The 21,804-nt window shown below is 67.9% G+C and carries 27 protein-coding genes and 1 tRNA gene; 16 read left to right on the top strand and 12 right to left on the bottom strand.

The features are described 5' to 3' along the window. Positions 1-47: 47 nt before the first annotated feature. The 4 genes from MRBLWO12_RS08825 to MRBLWO12_RS08810 all read right to left on the bottom strand — a co-directional run bounded on the left by MRBLWO12_RS08825 (position 48) and on the right by MRBLWO12_RS08810 (position 2,779). Complete coding sequence (locus MRBLWO12_RS08825) at positions 48-1,052, bottom strand: hypothetical protein (RefSeq protein WP_363554620.1); 1,005 nt, start codon at positions 1,050-1,052, stop codon at positions 48-50. 80 nt (positions 1,053-1,132) lie between these two features. Next, entirely contained in the window at positions 1,133-1,825 is a 693-nt protein-coding gene (locus MRBLWO12_RS08820) for an NTP transferase domain-containing protein (protein WP_363554618.1), read from the bottom strand. A 231-nt stretch (positions 1,826-2,056) separates the two neighbouring features. Then, positions 2,057-2,476 (bottom strand): hypothetical protein, encoded by a 420-nt coding sequence (locus MRBLWO12_RS08815; RefSeq protein ID WP_363554616.1) that lies wholly within the window; start codon positions 2,474-2,476, stop codon positions 2,057-2,059. Between the two features lie 33 nt (positions 2,477-2,509). Then, positions 2,510-2,779 (bottom strand): hypothetical protein, encoded by a 270-nt coding sequence (locus MRBLWO12_RS08810; RefSeq protein ID WP_363554614.1) that lies wholly within the window; start codon positions 2,777-2,779, stop codon positions 2,510-2,512. 37 nt (positions 2,780-2,816) lie between these two features. Between MRBLWO12_RS08810 and MRBLWO12_RS08805 the strand changes: the two genes are divergently transcribed. The 3 genes from MRBLWO12_RS08805 to MRBLWO12_RS08795 are packed head-to-tail and all read left to right on the top strand — an operon-like array spanning position 2,817 to position 5,694. Then, positions 2,817-3,845, top strand: a complete 1,029-nt coding sequence (locus MRBLWO12_RS08805; protein ID WP_363554612.1) for an ABC transporter ATP-binding protein — start codon at positions 2,817-2,819, stop codon at positions 3,843-3,845. Further along, a complete protein-coding gene (locus MRBLWO12_RS08800; protein ID WP_363554610.1) occupies positions 3,821-5,386 on the top strand; it encodes a hypothetical protein in 1,566 nt (521 codons plus the stop codon). Before MRBLWO12_RS08805 ends, MRBLWO12_RS08800 begins: the two co-directional genes overlap by 25 nt. 41 nt (positions 5,387-5,427) lie before the next feature. Further along, positions 5,428-5,694 (top strand): DUF3039 domain-containing protein, encoded by a 267-nt coding sequence (locus tag MRBLWO12_RS08795; protein WP_045253497.1) that lies wholly within the window; start codon positions 5,428-5,430, stop codon positions 5,692-5,694. Positions 5,695-5,740: 46 nt separating this feature from the next. Here the strand turns inward: MRBLWO12_RS08795 and MRBLWO12_RS08790 are convergent, their stop codons facing one another. Continuing rightward, positions 5,741-7,066 (bottom strand): nicotinate phosphoribosyltransferase, encoded by a 1,326-nt coding sequence (locus tag MRBLWO12_RS08790; protein ID WP_363554608.1) that lies wholly within the window; start codon positions 7,064-7,066, stop codon positions 5,741-5,743. A 63-nt stretch (positions 7,067-7,129) separates the two neighbouring features. On the opposite strand from MRBLWO12_RS08790, the gene murI reads away from it, so the two are divergent. The 4 genes from murI to MRBLWO12_RS08770 are packed head-to-tail and all read left to right on the top strand — an operon-like array spanning position 7,130 to position 9,962. Then, positions 7,130-7,966, top strand: coding sequence for a glutamate racemase (murI, locus tag MRBLWO12_RS08785; protein WP_141871324.1), 837 nt, complete (start codon positions 7,130-7,132; stop codon positions 7,964-7,966). Positions 7,967-7,998: 32 nt separating this feature from the next. Further along, positions 7,999-8,736: a ribonuclease PH gene (gene rph, locus MRBLWO12_RS08780; protein WP_363554606.1), complete on the top strand. Its 738-nt coding sequence runs from the start codon at positions 7,999-8,001 to the stop codon at positions 8,734-8,736. Next, positions 8,736-9,329 carry an RdgB/HAM1 family non-canonical purine NTP pyrophosphatase gene (gene rdgB, locus MRBLWO12_RS08775; protein ID WP_363554604.1) on the top strand — a complete coding sequence of 198 codons (594 nt, stop codon included), beginning with the start codon at positions 8,736-8,738 and terminating at the stop codon, positions 9,327-9,329. The genes rph and rdgB overlap by 1 nt, the downstream gene beginning before the upstream one ends. 60 nt (positions 9,330-9,389) lie before the next feature. Further along, positions 9,390-9,962, top strand: a complete 573-nt coding sequence (locus MRBLWO12_RS08770) for a dihydrofolate reductase family protein (RefSeq protein ID WP_363554602.1) — start codon at positions 9,390-9,392, stop codon at positions 9,960-9,962. Here the strand turns inward: MRBLWO12_RS08770 and MRBLWO12_RS08765 are convergent. Then, the gene (locus MRBLWO12_RS08765) at positions 9,943-10,143 is read right to left on the bottom strand and encodes a hypothetical protein (protein ID WP_363554600.1); all 201 of its coding nucleotides are present in this window, start codon (positions 10,141-10,143) and stop codon (positions 9,943-9,945) included. The genes MRBLWO12_RS08770 and MRBLWO12_RS08765 overlap by 20 nt on opposite strands. 148 nt (positions 10,144-10,291) lie before the next feature. Between MRBLWO12_RS08765 and MRBLWO12_RS08760 the strand changes: the two genes are divergently transcribed. Continuing rightward, positions 10,292-11,212 carry a cation diffusion facilitator family transporter gene (locus MRBLWO12_RS08760; protein WP_363554598.1) on the top strand — a complete coding sequence of 307 codons (921 nt, stop codon included), beginning with the start codon at positions 10,292-10,294 and terminating at the stop codon, positions 11,210-11,212. A gap of 6 nt (positions 11,213-11,218) precedes the next feature. Here the strand turns inward: MRBLWO12_RS08760 and ligD are convergent, their stop codons facing one another. Further along, on the bottom strand, positions 11,219-13,162 hold the full coding sequence (gene ligD, locus MRBLWO12_RS08755) for a non-homologous end-joining DNA ligase (protein WP_363554596.1): 1,944 nt from the start codon (positions 13,160-13,162) through the stop codon (positions 11,219-11,221). A gap of 71 nt (positions 13,163-13,233) precedes the next feature. Between ligD and MRBLWO12_RS08750 the strand changes: the two genes are divergently transcribed. Next, positions 13,234-14,043 carry a Ku protein gene (locus MRBLWO12_RS08750; RefSeq protein WP_363554594.1) on the top strand — a complete coding sequence of 270 codons (810 nt, stop codon included), beginning with the start codon at positions 13,234-13,236 and terminating at the stop codon, positions 14,041-14,043. A 36-nt stretch (positions 14,044-14,079) separates the two neighbouring features. Here MRBLWO12_RS08750 and MRBLWO12_RS08745 read toward each other — a convergent pair whose 3' ends face one another. Further along, positions 14,080-14,853: a DedA family protein gene (locus tag MRBLWO12_RS08745; RefSeq protein WP_363554592.1), complete on the bottom strand. Its 774-nt coding sequence runs from the start codon at positions 14,851-14,853 to the stop codon at positions 14,080-14,082. A 66-nt stretch (positions 14,854-14,919) separates the two neighbouring features. Then, a tRNA-Leu gene (locus MRBLWO12_RS08740) sits at positions 14,920-15,001 on the bottom strand. A gap of 124 nt (positions 15,002-15,125) precedes the next feature. On the opposite strand from MRBLWO12_RS08740, the gene MRBLWO12_RS08735 reads away from it, so the two are divergent. From MRBLWO12_RS08735 to MRBLWO12_RS08705, 7 genes are read left to right on the top strand one after another with little or no spacing between them, the layout of a single operon-like run. Further along, the gene (locus MRBLWO12_RS08735) at positions 15,126-16,319 is read left to right on the top strand and encodes a CpaF family protein (protein WP_363554590.1); all 1,194 of its coding nucleotides are present in this window, start codon (positions 15,126-15,128) and stop codon (positions 16,317-16,319) included. Then, entirely contained in the window at positions 16,316-17,173 is an 858-nt protein-coding gene (locus MRBLWO12_RS08730; RefSeq protein WP_363554588.1) for a type II secretion system F family protein, read from the top strand. The genes MRBLWO12_RS08735 and MRBLWO12_RS08730 overlap by 4 nt, the downstream gene beginning before the upstream one ends. Next, positions 17,170-18,108: a type II secretion system F family protein gene (locus MRBLWO12_RS08725; RefSeq protein WP_363554586.1), complete on the top strand. Its 939-nt coding sequence runs from the start codon at positions 17,170-17,172 to the stop codon at positions 18,106-18,108. The genes MRBLWO12_RS08730 and MRBLWO12_RS08725 overlap by 4 nt, the downstream gene beginning before the upstream one ends. A 21-nt stretch (positions 18,109-18,129) precedes the next feature. Continuing rightward, the gene (locus tag MRBLWO12_RS08720; protein ID WP_363554584.1) at positions 18,130-18,327 is read left to right on the top strand and encodes a hypothetical protein; all 198 of its coding nucleotides are present in this window, start codon (positions 18,130-18,132) and stop codon (positions 18,325-18,327) included. 46 nt (positions 18,328-18,373) lie between these two features. After that, on the top strand, positions 18,374-18,730 hold the full coding sequence (locus MRBLWO12_RS08715) for a TadE/TadG family type IV pilus assembly protein (RefSeq protein WP_363554582.1): 357 nt from the start codon (positions 18,374-18,376) through the stop codon (positions 18,728-18,730). Then, positions 18,699-19,154 (top strand): TadE family protein, encoded by a 456-nt coding sequence (locus MRBLWO12_RS08710; protein WP_363554580.1) that lies wholly within the window; start codon positions 18,699-18,701, stop codon positions 19,152-19,154. The genes MRBLWO12_RS08715 and MRBLWO12_RS08710 overlap by 32 nt, the downstream gene beginning before the upstream one ends. A gap of 47 nt (positions 19,155-19,201) precedes the next feature. Next, a complete protein-coding gene (locus tag MRBLWO12_RS08705) occupies positions 19,202-19,585 on the top strand; it encodes a hypothetical protein (RefSeq protein ID WP_363554578.1) in 384 nt (127 codons plus the stop codon). A 32-nt stretch (positions 19,586-19,617) separates the two neighbouring features. Here MRBLWO12_RS08705 and MRBLWO12_RS08700 read toward each other — a convergent pair whose 3' ends face one another. The 3 genes from MRBLWO12_RS08700 to MRBLWO12_RS08690 all read right to left on the bottom strand — a co-directional run bounded on the left by MRBLWO12_RS08700 (position 19,618) and on the right by MRBLWO12_RS08690 (position 21,736). After that, positions 19,618-20,199, bottom strand: a complete 582-nt coding sequence (locus tag MRBLWO12_RS08700; protein ID WP_363554576.1) for a hypothetical protein — start codon at positions 20,197-20,199, stop codon at positions 19,618-19,620. Positions 20,200-20,234: 35 nt separating this feature from the next. Further along, positions 20,235-20,423: a hypothetical protein gene (locus MRBLWO12_RS08695; protein WP_141871340.1), complete on the bottom strand. Its 189-nt coding sequence runs from the start codon at positions 20,421-20,423 to the stop codon at positions 20,235-20,237. 74 nt (positions 20,424-20,497) lie between these two features. After that, positions 20,498-21,736: an MFS transporter gene (locus MRBLWO12_RS08690; protein WP_363558567.1), complete on the bottom strand. Its 1,239-nt coding sequence runs from the start codon at positions 21,734-21,736 to the stop codon at positions 20,498-20,500. Positions 21,737-21,804 lie beyond the last annotated feature (68 nt).

Below are 21,804 nucleotides of genomic sequence, written 5' to 3'. Positions count from 1 at the left end.
TCGGCACAACGGGTCGCCTGATCCTTTGGCGACCCGCACGGGGCGAATCAGCGGGAGTCGTCGATGGAGGTGTCGGTTCCGATGCCGGCGGGGAGCTCGTGATCGCCATTCAGGTCGTCGCGGCGCTCCGCGAGTCCGATGTCGGCGTCTCTGCCGCGTCGGGTAGCCAGCTCGCCGACCTTGTGACCGGCCCACCCGATCCCTCGGGCCGCGGTGCCCGCCGCACCGGCCACGGCGCTTCCGGCGAAGCGTGCGCCGCGCAGCATGCGCATCTCGACCTTCTCGGCGCCGGGCACGGGTTCCAGCTCGAGCGGCAGATCGATGGGCGCCGCGCCGAAGGCGCGATGCGAGGTGGTGAGGACTCGACGTCCGAGGATGTGGTTGCCCGCACCACCGATCGCCGCCCCCACTCCGAACGGGAGGGCCTTGCCGAGGAACGACGCACCGCCACGCGTGGCGAACTGCTTGACGAACATGCTCTTGAGCTGGTCGACGAGCGGTCCGACCGCCGCGCGGGGGAGCGACTTGGTGACGAGCTCGCCCCAGTAGGTGGAGCGGCTGCCGCCGCGACCGGCGACCTGACCGGCGAGCTGGCCGACGAGGTCGACGCCCTCCTTGCCGAGCATCAGCGTCATCACGAGCGCGCGTGCGCGATCGGGGTTCGCGATCGCGATGCCGTGCACCTCGGCGACGGACTGTGCGAAGAGCGCGGTGGATTCCACGAAGCCCACGGTCTCGACGCCGGAGAGCGCCAGTGTGATGCCCGTGCCGATGCCGGGGACGACGGCGGTCGCGCCGACGGCCGCGCCTCCCGTGGTCACAGCTGCGAGGTAGCGACGTTCCAGGATGCGAACGATCTCCGCGGGGCTGGCCTGCGGGTTGCGCAACCGGATGCTGCGGATGTGTGCGAGCACGAGCGGGCGTTGGATCGACAGCACCCGGTCGAGGCCGCGCACCATCATCGGATGCTCGGGAGAACCCGTGGGTGGCACCCCCTTGTCCCACGGAGAGTCATCCGGGAGGGAGTGGATCTTGTGCACCTTGGGGCCCATGCCCTGATCCTATGAAGTCAGACCGCGAAAACGCAGGGAGCCGCACCCTCGAAAGGGTGCGGCTCCCGAAATCACGCGGCTCAGACGAAGAGGTTCGCGCGCTCCAGGTCTTCCGCGAAGTCGACCTCGACCGCGTACAGGTCGGAGACGTCCATCGGCTCGAGCAGCAGACCGTCTTCGGCGATCGCGAGCTCGAGACCGCGCTCGAAGTAGTCCTGGTCCTCGACGCGCTGCAGCTGACGCATGAACGCCTTCTTGTGCGCCGCCGAGATGTAGTTGATGCCCACGGCTTCGCCGAGCCCGCCCTTGACGGTCTTCGAGAGCTCGTTGATGAAGCCCTCGGCCGTGACCGTGTACTTCACCTCTTCATCGCTCACCTTGGAGGTGTTGACAGTGACGAACGACTGGTCGCGCTCGATGAACGAGACCGCGCGGCCGAGGATCATCGGGTCGAAGACCACGTCGCCGTTCATCCAGAGCACTCCGCCCTTGCCGGTCGCGCCGAGGGCGCGCAGCAGGCTCTTCGACGTGTTGGTCTCGTCGTAGCGCTCGTTGTGCACGTAGTTCGCGGTAGGGAAGGCGTCGATGATGGTCTCGGCGCGGTAGCCGACGACCGTGGTGATGCGTGCATCGGAGCCGAAGGCGGCGGTGATGTTGTCGTGCTGCTGGCGCATGATCGTGCGCCCGTCGCTCAGCTCGGTGAGCGGCTTCGGCAGCGCGCGGCCGAGGCGCGAGCCCATGCCGGCTGCGAGGATGACGGTCTGAAGAGTCACGAGTGCTCCTAAAAGAAGGTGTGTTAAGGATCGATTCACCGATCGGACACTTCTTCGTGCCGAGAATCATGCTAGCGATTCAGTCTGGGAACCCACGGGGCAGAAGGCCCCCGTTGCCATTTCGTGACCGAGTACACACTCAACACACAGACTCGCACGCTGACGCTGATTTCGGGAGCAGTCTTCTCCGATTCCGCGAAATGTTGCGCGGAACCACAGGCTCGCGACAGCTCATTGATACCGTAGAACAGTGACTTCCTCCCCTGACGACCGCACCGACCAGGTGGACGACCCCGAGACCCCGCCCGCGAAGGCGACTGCGAAGCGAACGACCGCCCGGACGGGAGCTGCTGCTGCGAAGAAGCCGCCAGTGAAGCGCGCTCCCGCAGCGGGAAAATCCGCGGCGCGGACGACCGCCACGAAGAAGCCGGCAGCCGCGAAGAAGCCGTCCACTGCGCCCACCGCTCGCACGAATGCGAAATCGGCGGCCGAGAAGGCCGCCGCGAGCGCAGAGGTCGTGATCGAGCCCGTGACGTCGACGCACGCTGATGCCGGGCGGTCTGAGACGACGACAGCACCTGTGAAGAAGACGGCGGCGACGGCGCGTACTGCGGCTGCGAGGAACACCGCGGCACGCTCGGGAGCGACCACCCCCGCGTCTCCGCGTGCGAAGACCGCAGGGGGTCAGAGCTCGACGTCCCGCCCTGCCGCGGCGAAGTCGACGACGGCGAGGACAGTGGCTGCGAAGACCACCGCTGCGAAGACCACTGCTGCGAAATCCACCGCTGCGAAGACCACTGCTGCGAAATCCACCGCAGCGAAGACCGCGGCCGCAAAAGCGGCGGCAGCGAAGGCTGCGGAGACGAAGTCGACGGCCCGCACTGCGGCTGCACGCACCGCTTCGGCGAAGACGGCGGCTGCGAGAACCGCTGCAGCGAAGAGCGCTGCGTCCAAGGCCGCGGCGGCCAAGGCTGCGGATGACGCGGAGACGGTGGTCGCGCCCGTGGAGGTGCTGGACGCCCCCGTCGAGACGGTGAGCGCACCCGCACCTGCACCCGCTGTCGAGCCCGCGATCGAGGCTGAGGACACGACGGCCGACGCCGCCTCGGGAGCTGAGGCGCCCGCATCCGGGACGAGCGTCCAGGATGACGTGGCCGATGAGCCGACCGTCGATCTCCCCGCGGACGCGCCGCGCGAGATGACCGACACCGGAGCGAGCGCCACCGAGCGCGTCGTCTCCGAGGTGCATGACGTCTCCGGCACCGCCGCGATCAGCATCCGCGGTCTCGTGAAGCACTTCGGTGACAACCGTGCGGTCGACGGGATCGATCTGACTGTTCCGGCCGGTTCTTTCTATGGAATCGTCGGCCCGAACGGTGCAGGAAAGACCACGACGCTGTCGATCGTCGCGGGTCTCCTGCGCGCGGACGAGGGAACGGTGGCGATCTGCGGCATCGATCAGGCTTCGCAGCCGCTCGCCGCGAAGCGCGTGATGGGTGTGCTTCCCGATCGCCTGCGCACCTTCGATCGTCTCACCGGGCGGCAGCTGCTCTACTACTACGGCTTGCTGCGCGGCCTCGCTCCGAGTGTGATCGAGAAGCGTACCGCTGACCTGGCGCGGGCGTTCGACCTGCAGGAGGCGCTCAGCCGCGTCGTCTCGGACTACTCGGCGGGAATGACCAAGAAGCTCATGCTCGCGGGAGCGATGATCCACTCGCCCCGTGTCCTCGTGCTCGATGAGCCCTTCGAGTCGGTCGACCCGGTGTCATCCGCGGTGATCCTCGACATCCTTCGCGCCTACGTCGCCCATGGGGGCACGGTGATCCTGTCCAGCCACGGCATGGACCTGGTCGAGCGCGTGTGCTCGCGGGTCGCGATCATCGTCGGGGGTGAGGTCCTCGCAGAGGGGACCATCGACGAGGTGCGGGCCGGCCAGACTCTCGAGGCCCGATTCGTCGAGCTCTCGGGCGGTATCGGAGAAGTGGAGGGTCTCGAGTGGTTGCACATGTTCTCCGACTGAGACTCGCGCTCCTGATCGGATCGCTGCGCGGGGATCGTCGAGGACGAACGCTCGTCACTCTGGCTGTTCTCATCGCCGTGACCGTCGCGGTCTGCATCGCCGTGCACACTCTCGCAGGGGCACCTGTTCCCGTCGCCCGCACGGTCACCGTGCTCGGCGGCGTCGCGATCATCATCGGTTTCCTCGTGGGGCCGATCCTGGTGGGGGCCGTGGACCAGCTCGATCCGCGCCGGTTCGCGGTCTTCGGCGTCGACGAGCGCCGGATGCCGTGGGTGCTCACGGTCGCCGCCTTCGTGAGCGTGCCGAGCCTGGCGCTGCTCGCGGTGTACGCGAGCGTCTGCGCCGTCGCCATCACACTCGGCGCGCCCTGGCCGCTCGCCGTGCTCATGACGATCGTGGGGCTGCTGAGCACCGTGCTGACCGCACGCATCGGCATGGCGATCAACGCCCTGCTCCTGCCTGAGCGACGTTCTCGTGAGCTCACGGCCCTGTTCGCGCTGGCACTGATCATCATCGCGTTCCCGGTCGCGGTCTTCTTCGCCTCGATGCGCTGGGACGGACTTGTTCCCGCATCTCTCGAGACACTCACCGCGGTCTTCGGATTCACCCCGTTCGGAGCGTCTCCCGGCTTCCTCTTCGCGATCGCGGCCGGCGACACCACCGTGGCATGGATCGGCGGAATCGTCGCGGTGGTCACGGTTGCGGCGCTGTGGGGTCTCTGGGCGTGGTTGGTCCGGCGTCTGCTCACGACCACCGAGCGGCCGGCAGCCGCCCGCGAGCGCAGCGGTCTCGGATGGTTCGGTCTGCTGCCGTCCAACGCCTTCGGCGCGATCGCCGCGCGCAGCCTCGTCTACTGGCTGCGCGACCGTCGCTACATCATGAACATCATCGTCGTTCCTGTCGCGGGTGTGCTGACGGTGTTCCCGCTCCTGGTGGCAGGCGTCCCGCTGGAGATCGCAGCACTGCTCCCCGTTCCGGTGATGGCGCTCTTCTTCGGCTGGCTCCCGCACAACGACGTCGCCTACGACTCGACCGCCTTGTGGACGCACGTCGCCAGCGGTGTGCGCGGCATCCCCGACCGCCTCGGTCGTCTCGTGCCCGTCGTTCTCGTGGCGGTGCCGGTACTCGCCGTCGCCATTCCGCTCTCATTGGTCTTCATCGGAGACCTGCGGCTGATCCTGCCCTTGATCGGGCTCGCGGCGAGCCTGCTGTTCTCCGCGCTCGGCATCTCGAGCATCGTCTCGGTCGTGGCACCCTATGCGGTGTCGCGTCCGGGCGACAGTCCGTTCCAGCAGCCGCAGCGACCGACGTCGCGCGGTGCGTACGGCCCGGCTGCGGCGTTCATCGGAGCGATCGTGTGCAGCGCGCCGACGATCTGGTTGTTCGTCGCGACGATCGCCGATGACGTGGTCTACGCGCCGGCGACCTTCTGGGTCGGCATCGCGAGCGGCATCGTCGTGCTCGCCGTCGGGGCGACGGTCGGCGGTCGCATCTTCGAGCGCAGCGGTGAGCGACTCATGGAGTTCGTCGAGACCGCATGACCGGCCGCCCACGCCGAGCCTGACGCGGCTAGACTCACGGGATGAGTACTCCGCTGGACAGCCCCGATCAGGGCGGCGTGGCAACGCTTGATCGCGAACTGGAAGAGCTCCTCCGCGAGGAGAACCTCGAACCGGGCGACCATGAGCGCTTCTCGCATTATGTGAAGAAGGACAAGATCCTCGAGTCCGCGATCACCGGCAAGCCGGTGCGCGCACTCTGCGGGAAGAAGTGGACTCCGGGGCGCGACCCTGAGAAGTTCCCGATCTGCCCGACGTGCAAGGAGATCTACGAGTCCATGGTCCGCTGACGGGTTCGCCCGTCACGTGCCATCGGCACCTCGCGTCGATGCGCCGTCAGGCGACGTCGACGTAGATCGTAGGGATCGCGGGATCCGACTTGCTGAGCGCGAGCGCCCTGACCGGAAGTTCCTCGCGCACCCGTAGATGATGAGCGCGCGCTGCCGAAGTGCCCTCTGGGCCTTCGTGGGTCGCGTCGATCTCTCCACCCTCGGCGAACGTGACCTGCAGCGCGCGACCTTCGCTGCGACCGGCCGGCGACTCGAGCTCCTCGAATCCGTCGGCGACGACCACGGTCTCGCCTACCGCCACACCATCCTCCATCGTGCGGAAGGCCGCCTTGCGTCCGCCGTGCGATGCCTTGTCCGCCGATGCTTTCGCGACGCCGACCCAGGAGCCGTCGGAGTCCTGGCGTGCGACGAGCTTGTAGACCATGCTCGCCGTCGGATAGCCGGAACCGGTCACCACGGAGGTGCCGACGCCGTAGGAGTCCACGGGGGAGGCGGCGAGAGCGGCGATGGCGTACTCGTCGAGATCGCTGGTCACGGTGATGCGCGTGCCGGTCGCGCCGAGCTCGTCGAGTTGGGCGCGCACCTCGGCCGCCACGATCGGCAGGTCGCCCGAGTCGATGCGCACGCCGCCGAGCTCGGTCCCCGCCACGCGGATCGCGGTCTCGACTCCGGTCCGGATGTCGTAGGTGTCGACCAGCAGCGTCGTACCGGCGCCGAGGCTGTCGACCTGCGCGCGGAACGCCTGCTCCTCCGTGTCGTGCAGCAGGGTCCAGGAGTGCGCTGCCGTGCCCATCGTCGGGATGCCCCAGCGTCGTCCGGCCTCGAGATTGCTGGTCGCGCTGAAGCCGGCGATGTAAGCGGCGCGGGCGGCCGCCACGGCCGAGTGCTCGGCCGCGCGACGTGAACCCATCTCCGCGAGCGGACGCTCACCCGCCGCGATGCTCATGCGCGATGCGGCGGTGGCGACGGCGGAGTCATGGTTGAGTACGCTCAGCGCCAGCGTCTCCAGGACCACCGCGTCTGCGAACGTGCCCTCGACGGTGAGGATGGGGGAGCCGGGGAAGTACAGCTCGCCCTCCCGGTAGCCGCGGATCGACCCGGTGAACCGATAGTCCTCGAGGTACTTCACCGCGGGTGCATCCACGATCTGGTTGTCGCGGAGGAAGCGGAGCTCATCGTCACCGAAGCGGAAGTCCCGCACGAGGCTGAGCAGGCGCCCGGTGCCTGCGACGACGCCGAATCGGCGACCCCCGGACAGGCGTCGTGAGAACAGCTCGAACACGCTGGGGCGGAAAGCCGTCCCGTCGCGGAGCGAGGCAGCGAGCATCGTGAGCTCATAGCGGTCGGTGAGCAGCGCCGTCGACGAGGTCATGCGCTCAGCTTAGTGAGCGCGGTGACGCGCGCGGCGGCTTCGACGCAGGTAGGCTGGGGAGTCATGAACGACGCGCCGATCGGGATCTTCGACTCCGGTGTCGGCGGGCTCACGGTGGCACGTGCCATCCGCGCCCAGCTGCCCCGCGAATCGTTCGTCTACATCGGCGACACCGCTCATTCTCCATACGGGCCGAAGCCGATCGCCGATGTGCGTCGCTACTCGCTCGAGGTGCTCGACACCCTGGTCGATCAGGGTGTGAAGATGCTCGTGATCGCCTGCAACACGGCGTCGTCCGCGATGCTGCGCGATGCCAGGGAGCGCTACGACATCCCCGTGGTGGAGGTCATCGGACCGGCTGTGCGTCGCGCCGTCTCGACGACCCGCAACGGACGAGTGGGCGTGATCGGCACGATCGGCACCATCGGATCGCGCGCGTACCAGGACATGCTCGAGGTGAACGAGCGGCTCCAGGTCTTCACTGCTGCCTGCCCGCGCTTCGTCGAGTTCGTCGAGGCCGGGATCACCGGCACGCCCGAAGTTCTGGCGGTCGCCGAGGAGTATCTGGCTCCGCTGCGTGATGCCGGGGTCGACACTCTCGTGCTCGGTTGCACGCACTATCCGTTCCTGCGCGGCGCGATCAGCTACGTGATGGGGGAGGGCGTGACTCTCGTCTCCAGCGATGACGAGACCGCAGGTGACGTGTACCGCCAACTGGTCCGCGGCGATCTCCTCGCCCCGCCCGACGCGACAGCGACCTACGTGTACGAGGCGACGGGCGACTCCGCCACAGAGTTCACCGCACTCGCCAACCGCCTGATGGGCCGCGAGGTCCGCGACGTGCAACTCGTTCAGACCGGCGTCATCACCCTTCCCGAATCCCTCTCCGAGCCGTATTGACGCGGCCGGATCCCCCTACCCGAAAGAAGCACATGACCGATATCGTCCGCGCCGACGGCCGTTCCACCGATCAGCTCCGCGAGATCACCATCGAGCGCGGATGGAGCGCGCAGGCCGAGGGTTCGGCTCTGATCAGCTTCGGCGGCACGAAGGTGCTGTGCACGGCATCCTTCACCAACGGCGTTCCGCGCTGGCTGACGGGCAAGGGCAAGGGATGGGTGACCGCCGAGTACGCCATGCTCCCGCGCGCGACGAACAGCCGCAACGACCGCGAGAGCGTCAAAGGCCGCATCGGCGGTCGCACGCACGAGATCTCGCGCCTGATCGGCCGTGCCCTGCGCGCCGTCGTCGACACCAAGGCCCTGGGCGAGAACACCATCGTCATCGACTGCGACGTGCTGCAGGCCGACGGCGGCACGCGCACGGCGGCGATCACCGGAGCGTACGTCGCGCTCGCCGACGCCATCGAGTGGGGTCGTGCGAAGAAGTTCATCGGCAAGAACTCCACTCCGCTGCTCGACTCGGTCGCTGCGGTCTCGGTGGGCATCATCGACGGCGAGCCCATGCTCGATCTCGCATACGTCGAGGACGTGCGCGCGGAGACCGACATGAACATCGTCGTGACGGGCCGCGGCCTGTTCGTCGAGGTGCAGGGGACGGCCGAGGGAGCGCCGTTCGACAAGCGCGAGCTGGATGCCCTGCTCGACCTCGGTGTCGCCGGCTGCGCGACGCTGAAGGACCTGCAGACGGCGGCGCTGGCAGGCGAGTGATGAAGGTCGTCCTGGCGACCCACAATCCGCACAAGGTCGCGGAGTTCCAGCAGATCGTGGCGCAGACGCGTCCTGATCTGGAGATCGTCGCCTACGACGGTCCGGAGCCGGTCGAGGACGGCGTGACCTTCGCGGACAACGCCCTCCTGAAGGCGCGGGCCGCATCGGCGCACACGGGCCTGGCGGCGCTGGCCGACGACTCCGGGATCTGCGTCGATGTGCTCGGCGGTTCGCCCGGGGTCTTCTCGGCATACTGGGCGGGGCAGCGCAAGGACGCGGCGGCGAATCTCGCACTGCTGCTCGACCAGCTGCACGACATCGCCGACCCGCATCGCACGGCGCACTTCAACTCGACGATCGCTCTGGTCACGCCCGACGGCCGGGAGCACGTGGTCGTCGGCAACTGGCCGGGGCGCCTCGCGCACGCGCCGTCCGGAGGCGGCGGGTTCGGGTACGACCCCATCTTCATCCCGGACGGCCAGGACGAAGGAGCCGAACGCACGGTCGGCGACTTCACCGCCGAGGAGAAGCAGTCGCAGTCGCATCGTGCCCGTGCGTTCACACAGCTCGTGCCACTTCTCGAGAAGCTCTGACTATCGCACGATAACCACTACGCTTGACGTACTTCATGCGTAGTGGTTATCGTGTGTGGCATGCGCGAACTCACCTACTACATCGGCGTCACCCTCGACGGCTTCATCGCCGGCCCCGACGACGAGGTCGACTTCTTCCCCCTCACGCCGGCGTTCGAAGAGACGCTCGGCACCGAGCTCGCCGACATCCAGCCCGCGCACGTCCGGGCGGCGCGCGGACGAGCGGACGCTCCGGTCACGAGATTCGACACCGTGATCATGGGGCGACGCACCTACGAGCCGGCGCTGCGGTACGGCATCACGGATCCGTATGCGCAGCTGCGCACGCTCGTGTGCAGCGCGACTCTCGCCGATCCCGGTGAGCCGAACGTGGAGATCGTCCGCACGGATCCGATCGGGCGCGTGCGGAAGCTCAAGGCGGAGGACGGCCTCGGGATCTATCTCGCCGGCGGCGCAGGGCTCGCCGGTGTGCTGCTCGACGAGGTCGATCGTCTGATCGTGAAGAAGTATCCGGTCATCGCCGGTTCCGGCATCCCTATGACCCGCCACGGCTTCACGCCGACGCTGTTCACGCTGGAGGACGTCCGCTCCTTCGACAACGGGTGCGTGGTGCTCAGCTACTCGCGCCCGTGACAGGACGGAGGTCGAACTGATAGGTCGGTTCGTCGCCTTTCGTGGTCTGTCCCGCGATGAACCACTCCTGGCCTTCCGGTGCAGGATTCTCCGCCGCGTAGGCGTGCAACACCTGCTCGTCCGCTGACGCGGAAGCATGGCGGGCGGCCCAACTCTTGAGGTCATCGCTGAAGTTGCTCATCCGCCCACCCTGTCCGCTCTACCAACTGAGGTCAACTTCGGGCCGAATCACCGGGCAGTTTCCGCTGCTGCTGAGAGTGGTTCTCGTTACCCTTCCCGACTAGGCGGAATCGCCCTGCGGACAGGGATTCCCGGTCTAGCCTGAAGACATGCACGATCACGCTCCCGCTGCCGGCGGCATCCGTTCGGCAGGCCATCGCCGCCTGCTCACGATCTCACTCTGCCTGACCGCGACGATCATGGTCGTGCAGGTGGTCGGAGCGATCCTGACCGGCTCGCTGGCGCTGTTGGCCGATGCCGCGCACATGTTCACCGACGCGTCCGCTCTCGTGATCGCCCTCATCGCTGCGGCCGTCGCGGCGCGTCCGGCCGACGACCGCCGCACCTTCGGATACCAGCGCGCCGAGGTGTTCGGGGCGTTGATCAACGCCGTGATCCTGATCCTCCTCGCCGGCTGGGTCGGGGTCGAAGCCGTCGGTCGGCTGCTGAACCCGAGTGATGTGGAGGTCGCCGGTCCCCTGATGCTCGCGGTCGCCGTGATCGGACTCCTCGCGAACGGCGTCTCGATGTGGCTGCTGAGCCGTGCGCAGCGCGACAGCATCAACGTGCGCGGCGCGTACCTGGAGGTCATGGGGGATCTGATCGGTTCGGCGGCCGTGATCGTCGCGGCCATCGTGATCGTCGCGACGGGATGGATGCCGGCGGATGCCATCGCCTCGATGTTCATCGCGGTGATGATCATCCCGCGGGCGATCTCGCTGCTGCGCGAGGTGTTCTCGGTGCTCTCGGAGTCTGCGCCGAAGGGGACGGCGGTGAGCGACATCCGTCAGCACCTGCTGGACTATGAGGGCGTGACGGGTGTGCACGACGTGCATGTGTGGCAGCTCACGCGCGGCGCGCCCGTGTTCAGCGCGCACGTCAGCGTCGATCCGGCGTATCTGGCGGACGGGCGATCGGCGATACTGCTCTCCGACCTGCAGTCCTGCCTGGCCGAGCACTTCGACGTGGAGCACTCCACCTTCCAGATCGAGCCGGCCGAGCAGTCGGACTGCGAACCACATCACGCCTGACCACGCTCAGGACTCGCGCACCACCTCGGCGGGCGACTTGTCGGGCCGGAGTCCTCGCCATCGCGCGTGCCGCAGCACGCCGTCGGGTGTCCAGTTCGCGAACTCGACCTCGCCCACCAGTTCCGGCCGCACCCAGAGCGCATCCGAGGCGTCGAGCGCCGGGACTCCCTCCAGCGGAGCGGCATCGACCCGCAGCGGCTCCAGACGAGCCAACAGGTCGCGCAGCGAGCGTTCGGTGAAGCCGGTGCCCACCCGCCCCACGTAGCGCAGCGCCCCTCCTGCCACATCGGGGACGGCGAGGAGGAGGGAGCCGAGTGTGCTCTCGCGGTCACCCTTGCCGGGGCGGATGCCGACGATCACCGCCTCCTGCATGAGGGTGTGCTTGAGCTTGAGCCACGACGGGGAGCGCTGCCCTGGCCGGTAGCGCGACGACGGGTCCTTGGCGACCACGCCTTCCAGGCCGAACTCCCGACTCGCGGCGAGGGCGGCGTCGACGTCGTCGAACACCGGCGGGATCTGCACGGGGGCGTCGAGCCCTTCGGCCAGGTCGTGGAGCAGAGTGCGCCGCTGTCGGAGCGGCATGTCGGTGAGATCATGGCCGTCGAGACGGAGCAGATCGAAGAGCAGGTAGACGATCGGCGTGCGCACGACCTCCCGCTCGATCTCCCGCGGACGCGTCAGGTGCATCCGGTTCTGCAGGAGTGAGAAGCTCGGCCGTCCCTGGGGGTCGAAGGCCACGATCTCGCCGTCGACGACCGCATCCGACGCGGGAAGGAACGGCGCGCCGTCGGCGGTGAGTTCGGGATAGCGTGCCGTGATGTCGATGCCGCTACGGGCATGCAGCAGCATCCGGCCGTTCGACCAGGTGCCGACAGCGCGGATGCCGTCCCACTTCACCTCCACCCAGGACGGGGTGCTGAGGCTGCGGGCGAGTGCCGGGGTGCCGTTCTCTGCGAGCATCGGCGCCAGCGTGGGTTTCTGTGCATCGGATGCCGTTGCTGCTGAGGCGCGCGGGTAGCGGTGCGGATGACGGGGCGCGACGGGCGGCGCGGAGGCGGGGGCCTCGCCGCGCAGGCCGGCCAGCGGATCGATGCCGGCCTCGGCGCGCGCGAGCACGGCGTCGAGGTCGAGCTGCGCGAGATCGGGATCCTCGAGCTCCTCCCAGGTGCGGGGAGCGGCGACCCAGGGCTGCGCGCGGCCCCGCAGGGAGTAGGGCGAGATCGTCGTCTTCTTGCCGTTGTTCTGGCTCCAGTCCAGGAACACCCGGCCGCCGCGCACCGCCTTCGCCATCGTGGCGGTCGCGAGATCGGGATGCTCGCTCTCGATGAGTCGGGCGAGCTCCTTCACGACGGCGGAGATCTCGTCGCTGGTCTGCTCGCCGGGCAGCGCGGCGTAGAGGTGGATGCCCTTGGACCCGCTCGTCACCGGGAGCGGGTCGAGTCCCATCCCGGTGAGGATGCCGCGGGCGATGCGGGCGACAGCGGCGCACTGTGCCAGATCGACGCCGGGTCCCGGGTCGAGGTCGAGCACGAGCCGGTCGGGCGTGCCTGGCAGCCCGTCGGCGGTGAATCTCCATTGCGGCACGTGCAGCTCGATCGCGGCGACCTGAGCCAGCCACACCAGCGTCGGCACGTCCTGCACGAGCGGATACTCCTTGGCGCCGTCGGAGTGCTGGATCTCCTGGCGGGGGATCCACTCCGGAGCACCGCGTTCGAGCTGCTTCGTGAAGAACGCGTCGGCCGGAGCATCCGTGGTGCCCACACCCTCCACCCAGCGCTTGCGTGTGACAGGGCGTCCGGCGAGCAGGGGCAGGAGCTGTGGGGCGATCGTGGAGTAGTAGGCGATGATCTCGCCCTTGGTCGTACCGGTCTCGGGATAGACGATCTTGTCGAGGTTGGTGACGCGCAGGCGGCGGCCGCCGATCTGCACGATCTGCCCGTCGGTCGCCATGACGCCAGGCTAGCGGCGCGGAGCGTCGGCGGGGCTAGCCGCCGTAGGCGCGGCTGGTGTCTACTGGTCACATGAGGACGATCTGGAAGGGCGCGCTGACATTCGGGCTCGTCAATGTGCCGGTGAAGGTGTATTCCGCCACCGAGGACCACGATGTGTCGCTGCATCAGGTGCACGAGAAGGATGGCGGGCGCATCCGCTATCAACGCACCTGCGAGGTGTGCGGGGAGACCGTGGCTTTCGCCGACATCGACAAGGCCTATGTCGACGAAGGTCAGACCGTCGTGCTCACCAAGGACGATCTCGCCGCACTGCCGGCGGAGAAGAGTCGGGAGATCGACGTGGTCGAGTTCGTCCCGTCGGACCAGGTCGATCTGCTCACGCTCGACAAGCCGTACTACCTCGAGCCCGACTCGAAGTCGCCCAAGGCCTACGTGCTGCTGCGCAAGACGCTCGAACAGACCGACCGCACCGCGATCGTGCGGTTCACGCTGCGGCAGAAGACCCGCCTGGCCGCGCTGCGTGTGCGCGGCAAGGTGCTGGTGCTGCAGACGCTGCTGTGGGCCGACGAGGTGCGCGAGGCGGAGTTCCCGGCATTGGATGAGGACGTCCGCATCTCGAAGAAGGAATTGGAGCTGTCGGCATCCCTCGTGGAGAGCTACTCGGCGGACTTCGATGCCGAGGAGTTCGTCGACGAGTATCAGAAGGAGCTGCGCACGCTCATCGACGCCAAGATCGAGGCGGGTGACACCTTCGATGTCTCCGAGACCTTCGGTGAGAAGGAATCGAACGCCCAGAGCGGCGAGGTCATCGACCTCATGGAAGCACTGCGCGCGAGCGTGGCGAAGTCGAAGGAGCAGCGGGCACAGAACGCCGGCTGATCCCCGGCCCTCGCGTGGGCGAGAGCCGGGTGACGATCAGTGCTTGCCGTCGCCGTCGAGGTCGGGCGCGCGGTCGAACACCTCGGTGTCGAGCACGAGCTCTTCTGCCTCGGCGGCGTCGGTGACGACATCCTCACCGGCGGCAGCGGCCTTCTTGGCCTTGTGCCGCTCCGACAGGTAGTGCCAGAGGGTGACCAGTGCGGTGCCGCCGACCGCGGCGAGCAGGATCAGGTCGATGTAGCTCTCGACGAAGTGGGCGACCGGGGGGATGAACCCGATGGCGTAGCCGAACATCGTCAGACCGAAGCCCCAGAGGATCGCACCGATCAGGTTGTAGAGCGTGTACCGGCGCCACGGCATGTGACCGACACCCGCGGCGACGGGGGCGAAAGTGCGCACGATCGGCACGAAGCGGGCCAGGATGACCGTGATGCCGCCGAAGCGCTCGAAGAACGCGTTCGTGCGCTCGACGTTCTTCTTGCTGAACACCCCGGATTCCTTGCGCTCGAAGACCGCAGGGCCGCCCTTGTGGCCGATCACGTAGCCGACCTCGCCACCGATGAACGCCGAGAGGCCGATCAGCAGGGCGACGAACCACACGTTGATGCCGAAGACGCCGTGCTCCGAACCGGCGATCGGGTGCGACAGCAGACCGGCGATCACGAGCAGCGTGTCACCCGGCAGCAGGAACCCGACCAGCAGGCCCGTCTCGGCGAACACGATGAAGCACACCACGAGCAGTGCCCAAGGCCCGGCGCTGCCGATGATCATCGCGGGGTCGAGCCAGGGGATGAGAGCGGCGTGATGCATGGGTTTCCCGTCGTAGAGATGTGTGCGGCGGTCAAGAGGCCGAGCGCGAACGGTGCGATCGATCAGTGCGGAAGGTGGGACTTGAACCCACACGCCCTAGGGCACAGGAACCTAAATCCTGCGTGTCTGCCAATTTCACCACTCCCGCGCGGTGGAATCAGTCTACTGATCGCAGGAAACGAGATTCTGGGGATCAGCCCGCAGTTGCGCGTCATCTGCCGCGCTGTGGATAACTTCGGAGCCGGGTGCGGGATTCTTGCGAGGATGCACGGGTGAATCACCTCTCTGCCGTCGTCGCTGAGCGCGTGCGACTGCGGTTGCGTGCGGAGAGCAGCGACCCGTCCATCGACCCCGAGGCACTGCGCCGTGTCGCCGTGTCGGAAGTGCGACGACACAACGATGTGGCGCTCTCCCGCGGCGAGCAGCTGATCGACGACGAAGCCGCGTGCGTACGCGATGTGCTGGCAGCCGTGAGCGGTTTCGGTGTGCTGCAGCCGTTGCTCGACGATCCGGAGATCGAGGAGATCTGGCTGAACGGTCCCACGCACGTGCATGTCGCTCGCGGTGGGGTCGCCGAACGGATCGATCTGCGTCTGACGGAGGCGACGATGCGCGACCTCGTGGAGCGGATGCTGCAGTCCACCGGGCGCCGCGTCGACATCAGTCAGCCGTTCGTCGACGCCTCGCTCCCGGACGGGTCGCGCCTGCACGTGGCGATCGCCGACGTGGTGCGGGGGTCCTGGGCGGTGAACATCAGGAAGTTCCTGCCGAAGTACCGCTCTCTGGAGGCGCTCACGGCGCAGGGAGCGATGCCGGAGACGTTGGCGACGCTGCTGCGTACGGCGATGCGCGACCGGGTGAGCGTGATCGTGTCCGGCGCGACACATGCCGGCAAGACCACGCTGCTCGGTGCGCTCCTGGATTCATGTGCAGAACGGCAGCGCATCATCACCGTCGAGGAGACCTTCGAGCTCGCCGTCACCGGCCCGGATGTGGTCGCGTTGCAGGGGAGGCAGGCGAGCCTGGAAGGCAAAGGCGAGATCACCCTGCGCCGCTTGGTGAAGGAAGCTCTGCGCATGCGTCCCGACCGCTTGGTGGTGGGAGAGGTGCGCGATGCGGAAGCCCTCGATCTTGTCCTCGCGCTGAACACGGGCGTGCCTGGTGCGGGGACCGTGCACGCGAACTCTGCGACCGAAGCGCTCGAGAAGCTGGCGATCCTGCCGCTGTTGGCCGGACGCAACATCGACCGCGCATTCGTCGCCCCTGCGCTCGCCGCGGCGGTCGGGCTCGTGGTGCATTGCGAGCGTGACGCGGTCGGCCATCGCCGTGTGCAGGAGGTGATCGCGCCTACCGGCGAGGTCAGAGACGGTCGCATCCTCACCCGGTCGGTCTACTCGGCCGCTCGGTTCGGGAGAGCTGCCGAGACGCCTCTCGCTGCGCGACGGCGTTCCGAGGTCGTGTCGTGACGCTGCTGCTCGGCGCAGTTCTCGCCGCCGGCGTGCTGTTGAGTATCTCGCCGTGGATGTGGCCGCCGAGGGAGAAGAAGGAGCCGACCGTGCGGCGTGGTCGGCTCATGCGCCTGCAGGAAGAGGCGGGACTGGGGGCGCTCGGCCAGCGCACCGTGGTGAGCGCGATCGTGGCTGCGGCCATGGTCGCCGCGTCCGTGGCGTGGTTGCTGACAGCGATGCCGGTACTCGCTCTGCTCGCGGGTGTCGCGGGTGCCCTGGCGCCGGTGCTGTTCCTGCGTGCTCGTCGCGTTCGCCTGCGGCGGCTCCGGCGACAGCTGTGGCCCGATGTCTGCGATCTGCTCGTCGCCTCCATCCGGGTGGGGCTGTCATTACCCGACGCCGTGGCAGGGCTCGGCAGCTCGGCACCTGTGATGCTGCGACCGGCCTTCGCGGTGTTCGCCCACGACCTGCAGGCCACGGGGCGCTTCGAGGCGAGCCTCGATCGACTGAAGGTCGCTCTCGCGGATCCGATCGGCGACCGCATCGTCGAGACCTTGCGGATGGCGCGTCAGGTCGGAGGGACGGAACTCACGAACGTGCTGCGGGCGCTGTCCGCGTCGGTGCGCGCCGATGCGGCACTGCGCGGTGAAGTGGAAGCGCGACAGTCGTGGATCCGTGGAGCCGCCGTGCTGGGAGCGGTGGCACCGTGGGTCATCCTGGGGCTGCTCGTGATGCGCCCTGAGGGTGCATCTGCGTACGGCACGCCGGAAGGAGTGCTCGTGATCTGCATCGGAGCCGTCGTCTCGGTGGTCGCCTTCCGCATCATGATCCGCATCGGCCGGCTGGCCGAGCCACGGCGGTGGTTCGGATGAACGGGATCACGACGATTGCGAACGCGGTGCTGCTCGGCGGGGCTTTCGGTGCCGGAGTGCTGGCTCTTCTCTCGGCGCTGCCGCGTTGGCGGGCACCTTCGCTCGCCGTGCGTATCGCTCCGTATGTCCGTGACGTCGTCGCGGACGAGGACCTGCCGCGCGGCATCCTCCCCACCTCCGGCGTGCTGCCGGCCGGCGGCAGGACGCCCTGGCAACGAACGCAAGGAGCATTCGAGCGTCTGGTGGGCGGCGGTGAAGCTCTTCGCCAGCGGCTCGCTCAGGCCGGCTCTCGTATGGAGGCCTCTGCATTCCGTGGTCGCCAACTCGGATGGATGCTGGCGGGTATCGGGGTGGGAGCGATCGTGCTGATCGGCCTGGTGCTCATCGACCGGATGACTGCTCCGGTCGCGGTGATGCCACTGCTCGCCGGTGCACTCGCGGGTGTCGGCTACGACATGCAGCTCTCCGCACGCGTCGCATCGCGTCGTGCGCGGCTCACAGAAGAGCTGCCGACGATGCTGGAATTCCTCTCGCTCTGCCTCTCCGCGGGCGAGGGTTTCCTCGACTCGTTGCGACGGGTGACGACAGTCGGATCTGGGGAGCTGACCGGCGAACTGCGCCAGGTGGTGCTCGCCGTGAACACCGGCTCGCCGCTCGCCGAGGCGCTCGCTGCGATGGCTGCGCGGCTGCAGCTTCCGGGATTGACGCGAGCCGTTGATCAGGTGATCGCTGCTCTCGAGCGCGGAGCGCCGCTGGCCGGGGTGCTGCATGCCCAGGCCGGAGACGCGCGGGAGGACGCGAAGCGGACACTCATCGAGCAGGCAGGTCGTAAGGAGATCCTGATGCTGCTCCCGCTCGTGTTCCTGATCTTGCCGTTGTCCGTCCTGTTCGCCATCTACCCCGGCCTGTTCATCTTGCGGCTCGGCATCAGCTGACCGCCCCGAGAAAGGAAGACCATGACGACCCTTCGACGCTGGAGGACGGATGTGATGACCCGGCTGCGTGACCTCGTCGACGACGAGCGTGGCGATGTACCCGGGTGGGTGTTGGTGACTCTGATGACTGCGGGGCTCGTGGTGCTGATCTGGGCGGTGGCCGGGCCGGCGCTGTCGGCGCTGTTCGAGCAGGCGATCCAACGAGTGTCCGGGCTCTGAGGTGTGTGTGCGTCGCGCGTTCTCGGACGACCGGGGGTCGAGTCCTGTGGAGTTCCTCCTCGTCGGGACACTGCTCACCGTGCTCACGCTTGCGGTGCTGCAGCTTGCGCTCGCGGTCTATGTGCGCAACGTCGTGCATGACTCCGCCGTCGAGGGCGCGTACTACGCGGCGCTCGCCGATACGACTCTTGCGGAGGGAGCGGAGCGGACCCGGATCGCGATCAGGCGCGCTGTCGGAGCGGAGTATGCGGAGGAGATCAGCGTTCAGCGCTCAGATGCGCAGGGCCAAGCCACGATCGATGTGCGCGTGCGCACGACCCTGCCGGTGATCGGGCTGCTCGGCATTCCCTATGGATTGGAGGTCGAAGCACATGCACCGGAAGAGAGCCTGGGCGACGAATGACGACGGTTCCGCCGCGCTGGAGTTCATCACGGTGGGAGTGATCCTGCTCGTGCCGCTGGTCTATCTGGTGATCGTGCTCGGTGTGATCCAGGAGCAGTCGCTCGGGGCGGAGGCTGCCGCACGCCACACCGCGCGGGTGATCGCACTGGCGTCGGATGCTGAGGCTGCGGCCGCGCGTGGGGATGCGGTGCTGGAAGGGGTAGCGGAGGAGTACGGACTCGACCCGGATGCTCTCCAGGTCTCGGTGGCGTGTGTGCCGGCCGGCGTGGACTGCCCATCGTCGGGCGCCACGGTCACCGTGATGATCAGTGCCCGCGTGCGGCTCCCGTTCATCCCCGCCGCGTTCGGATTGGACCGTGCCCTGTCGATCCCGGTGGAAGCATCGGCGGTGCAGAAGGTGTCGCGGCTGTGGGGTGCGCAGTGACGAGTTTTCGAGCCGGGAAGGGTGAGCTCGGGGGAGAGGAGGGCAGCGTGCTCCTGCTCACGCTCGGGTACGTGCTACTCGCCCTTTCGCTCCTGTTCGTGTGCGTCTGCGCCACCGACCTCTACATCGCGCAGAAGAGACTGGATGCCCTCGCCGATGCGGCCGCGCTCGCCGGAGCCGACGGCTTCACCCTGGTGGTCGAGGGGGAGAGCGTGCGGGCCGAGCTGACCGACGCCGGGGTGCGAGAGCAGGCCGTGGCGCTGATCGCCGTGTTGCCAGGCGATGCGAGTCTCGTCGCCGCAGACACCCCGGACGGCGTCTCCGCCCGGGTGACGATGGCCGTGCCGTGGCATCCGCCGCTGTTCGCGCCCTTCGTCCCCGACGGGGTGCCGTTGGAGTCCACCGCGACGAGTCGCACGGCGCTGCGGTGACGGGCGTCAGAGCGGGAGAGGAATCACATAGACTACGTCGTCTTCACCAGTGGGCCGAAGAAATCGGCGACATCCGGATCGATGAACGGTTCTCTCATCAGCTCCACGAGAGGTTCGTACCACTGGGCGACGCAGAAAGAGTTCAGTCGTCCGAGAGACACGATGTCTTCCGTCGTGAGGCTCTCGCCCGCGATCAGCTTCCGCACAGCGTCCGTTGCTTCAGAGAACTTGAGCACGGCTCGTGCGTTGTGCTCTCGTTCCCAAGTCTCCTCACGCCACGATCGCAAGGGCTTGCCCGGTCGCTGATTGGGGGATGAGGTGTGCGTCTCGCCGGCCACCATCTCCGCCAATCGGAGGTCCTCCGCGTTCTCACGTTCTCGACGGCGAACTGATCGGAAGACGCGTGCGCAGCGCCAGATGATGAACGCGCCGATGCCCCACCAGGCAACCGCGAACCACACAGGCATCCCACTCGGGAAGCCGCGTGTGATCATCATGATGGTGCCGGCGATGAAGAGCCCGATGCTGAAGACCAGATTGATCGCGGAGCCGACCCGACCGTAAGCTCCGTACTTGCCGAGTGGTCCGAAACGTCCTTGTGGATCGATACTCACAGCACCAGTATGGCGCTCCGGGGCACGCGCTCCGCTCAGAACCAGCCGAGCCAATCCCCGAGGAAGTAGACGCCGACCGCGACGACGAGAAGCCCCACGCTGATCGACGACCAGAGCATCGCGCGCGGCTTCGTGTCCTCTTCCGAGAGTTGGCGGAAGGAGGCGCCGAGCGGATTGTCATTGATGCCGGGCATCTGACTGAACTCCTGCTGGTGTGGCTCCATGGTCGGCCTCCTTGAACAGCCACTCTCCCAGCCGGGCGATGTCATCGCAACGTCGTCGTCGTAGTGGCGCGCGCTCAGCCCGCGTCGGTGCCGGGCTTCGGCCGCGGGACGAACCGCGGGATCCACCGCAGGAACCCCGCGGCTCCGAGCAGCCCGACGACACCCATCGCGGCGGCGGCGATCGGCAGCGAGGCGACCGCGGTGATGCCCGAGATCAGCAGCGGGGCGATCGCGCCGCCGGCGTCCGTCAGCGTGCGCCACGATCCCAGGAACGGTGCGGGGTTGCGCTTGGGAGCGACATCGGCGCCGAGCGTGAGCAGGATGCCGCTGGAGAGTCCGTTGCCCACGCCGAGCATCGCCGCGAACATGCCGTACCAGAGCACAGCGGCATCTCCGTCGTGTGTGAACGAGAGGGCGAGGAAGGCGGCGGCCATCAGCACCATCGCCGGCATCGCCGCCCAGAGACGTCCGAAGCGGTCCATCACCTGCCCGCTCGCGTAGAACAGGGCGAAGTCGATCGCGCCGGAGACGCCGACCACCAGGGCGATCGTGGATGCGTCGAGTCCGAGCGACAGACCCCACAGTGGAAGCACGACCTGACGGGCCGACCGCACGGCCGAGAGCGACGCCGCCGCGAGTCCGAGCCTGCCGAGAACGGCACGCTGCCGCCACATCGTGCGGAAGATGCCCACGCGTTCGACCGTCGGGATCGAACCGCTCACCGGCTCCCCGGAGTCCTCCACGAACGACCGCGCGGACGGGCGGGTGATCGGCGGGATGTCCTTCTCCGGATCAGGCCCGAACAGCACCAGCAGCACCATCAGCACGAGGCAGCCCACGAAGAACCAGATCGCCGCCGACTCCGCGTCGAAGAGCTGCAGGAGCCCTGCGGCCACGAACGGGCCGATGAAGATGCCGAGGCGGAAGCTGCCGCCGAGCAGCGACAGCGCTCTGGCCCGGAACGCCACCGGCACCCGAGTGGTCATGAACGCGTGGCGGGCGAGCCCGAAAGCCGCAGCGCAGAACCCGAGCAAGAAGACGGACGCTGCGAGCACACCGATCGACGGCGCGAAGATCATGCCGGCCGCGGCGACCATCGACACCAGTCCCGCGATCACCATCGTGAAGCGCTCGCCGATGCGGGCGACGGCCCAGCCGGCGGGCAGATTGCCGCACAGCTGCCCGACCACGAGTGCGGATGCCACAAGCGCGGCGAAGGCGACATCCGCGCCCATCCGTGCGGCGATCACGGGGATCAGCGGGATCACGGCGCCCTCGCCGAGGGAGAAGAGCACGGTCGGCAGATACACCATCGGCCCGAACTGTCTCAGGATCGTCGATGCGCCGCTCACAGTCCGAGGCTACTCCGCACGTCAGCCGC

The sequence above is a fragment of the Microbacterium sp. LWO12-1.2 genome (assembly GCF_040675875.1).
Lineage (GTDB): Bacteria > Actinomycetota > Actinomycetes > Actinomycetales > Microbacteriaceae > Microbacterium.
Note: the sequence above shows the minus strand (reverse complement) of the source record. Positions and strands in the feature narration are given on the sequence as shown.

Excerpts from the sequence above, each read along its gene's own strand:
- MRBLWO12_RS08770 (WP_363554602.1), top strand. The coding sequence starts at position 9,390 with ATGCGCGAACTCACCTACTACATCGGCGTCACCCTCGACGGCTTCATC.
- ligD (WP_363554596.1), bottom strand. The coding sequence starts at position 13,162 with ATGGCGACCGACGGGCAGATCGTGCAGATCGGCGGCCGCCGCCTGCGC.
- MRBLWO12_RS08825 (WP_363554620.1), bottom strand. The coding sequence starts at position 1,052 with ATGGGCCCCAAGGTGCACAAGATCCACTCCCTCCCGGATGACTCTCCG.
- MRBLWO12_RS08710 (WP_363554580.1), top strand. The coding sequence starts at position 18,699 with ATGCACCGGAAGAGAGCCTGGGCGACGAATGACGACGGTTCCGCCGCG.
- murI (WP_141871324.1), top strand. The coding sequence starts at position 7,130 with ATGAACGACGCGCCGATCGGGATCTTCGACTCCGGTGTCGGCGGGCTC.
- rph (WP_363554606.1), top strand. The coding sequence starts at position 7,999 with ATGACCGATATCGTCCGCGCCGACGGCCGTTCCACCGATCAGCTCCGC.
- MRBLWO12_RS08725 (WP_363554586.1), top strand. The coding sequence starts at position 17,170 with ATGAACGGGATCACGACGATTGCGAACGCGGTGCTGCTCGGCGGGGCT.
- MRBLWO12_RS08745 (WP_363554592.1), bottom strand. The coding sequence starts at position 14,853 with ATGCATCACGCCGCTCTCATCCCCTGGCTCGACCCCGCGATGATCATC.
- MRBLWO12_RS08765 (WP_363554600.1), bottom strand. The coding sequence starts at position 10,143 with ATGAGCAACTTCAGCGATGACCTCAAGAGTTGGGCCGCCCGCCATGCT.
- MRBLWO12_RS08695 (WP_141871340.1), bottom strand. The coding sequence starts at position 20,423 with ATGGAGCCACACCAGCAGGAGTTCAGTCAGATGCCCGGCATCAATGAC.
- MRBLWO12_RS08750 (WP_363554594.1), top strand. The coding sequence starts at position 13,234 with ATGAGGACGATCTGGAAGGGCGCGCTGACATTCGGGCTCGTCAATGTG.
- MRBLWO12_RS08690 (WP_363558567.1), bottom strand. The coding sequence starts at position 21,736 with ATGGTGTATCTGCCGACCGTGCTCTTCTCCCTCGGCGAGGGCGCCGTG.
- MRBLWO12_RS08790 (WP_363554608.1), bottom strand. The coding sequence starts at position 7,066 with ATGACCTCGTCGACGGCGCTGCTCACCGACCGCTATGAGCTCACGATG.
- MRBLWO12_RS08795 (WP_045253497.1), top strand. The coding sequence starts at position 5,428 with ATGAGTACTCCGCTGGACAGCCCCGATCAGGGCGGCGTGGCAACGCTT.
- MRBLWO12_RS08720 (WP_363554584.1), top strand. The coding sequence starts at position 18,130 with ATGACGACCCTTCGACGCTGGAGGACGGATGTGATGACCCGGCTGCGT.
- rdgB (WP_363554604.1), top strand. The coding sequence starts at position 8,736 with ATGAAGGTCGTCCTGGCGACCCACAATCCGCACAAGGTCGCGGAGTTC.
- MRBLWO12_RS08760 (WP_363554598.1), top strand. The coding sequence starts at position 10,292 with ATGCACGATCACGCTCCCGCTGCCGGCGGCATCCGTTCGGCAGGCCAT.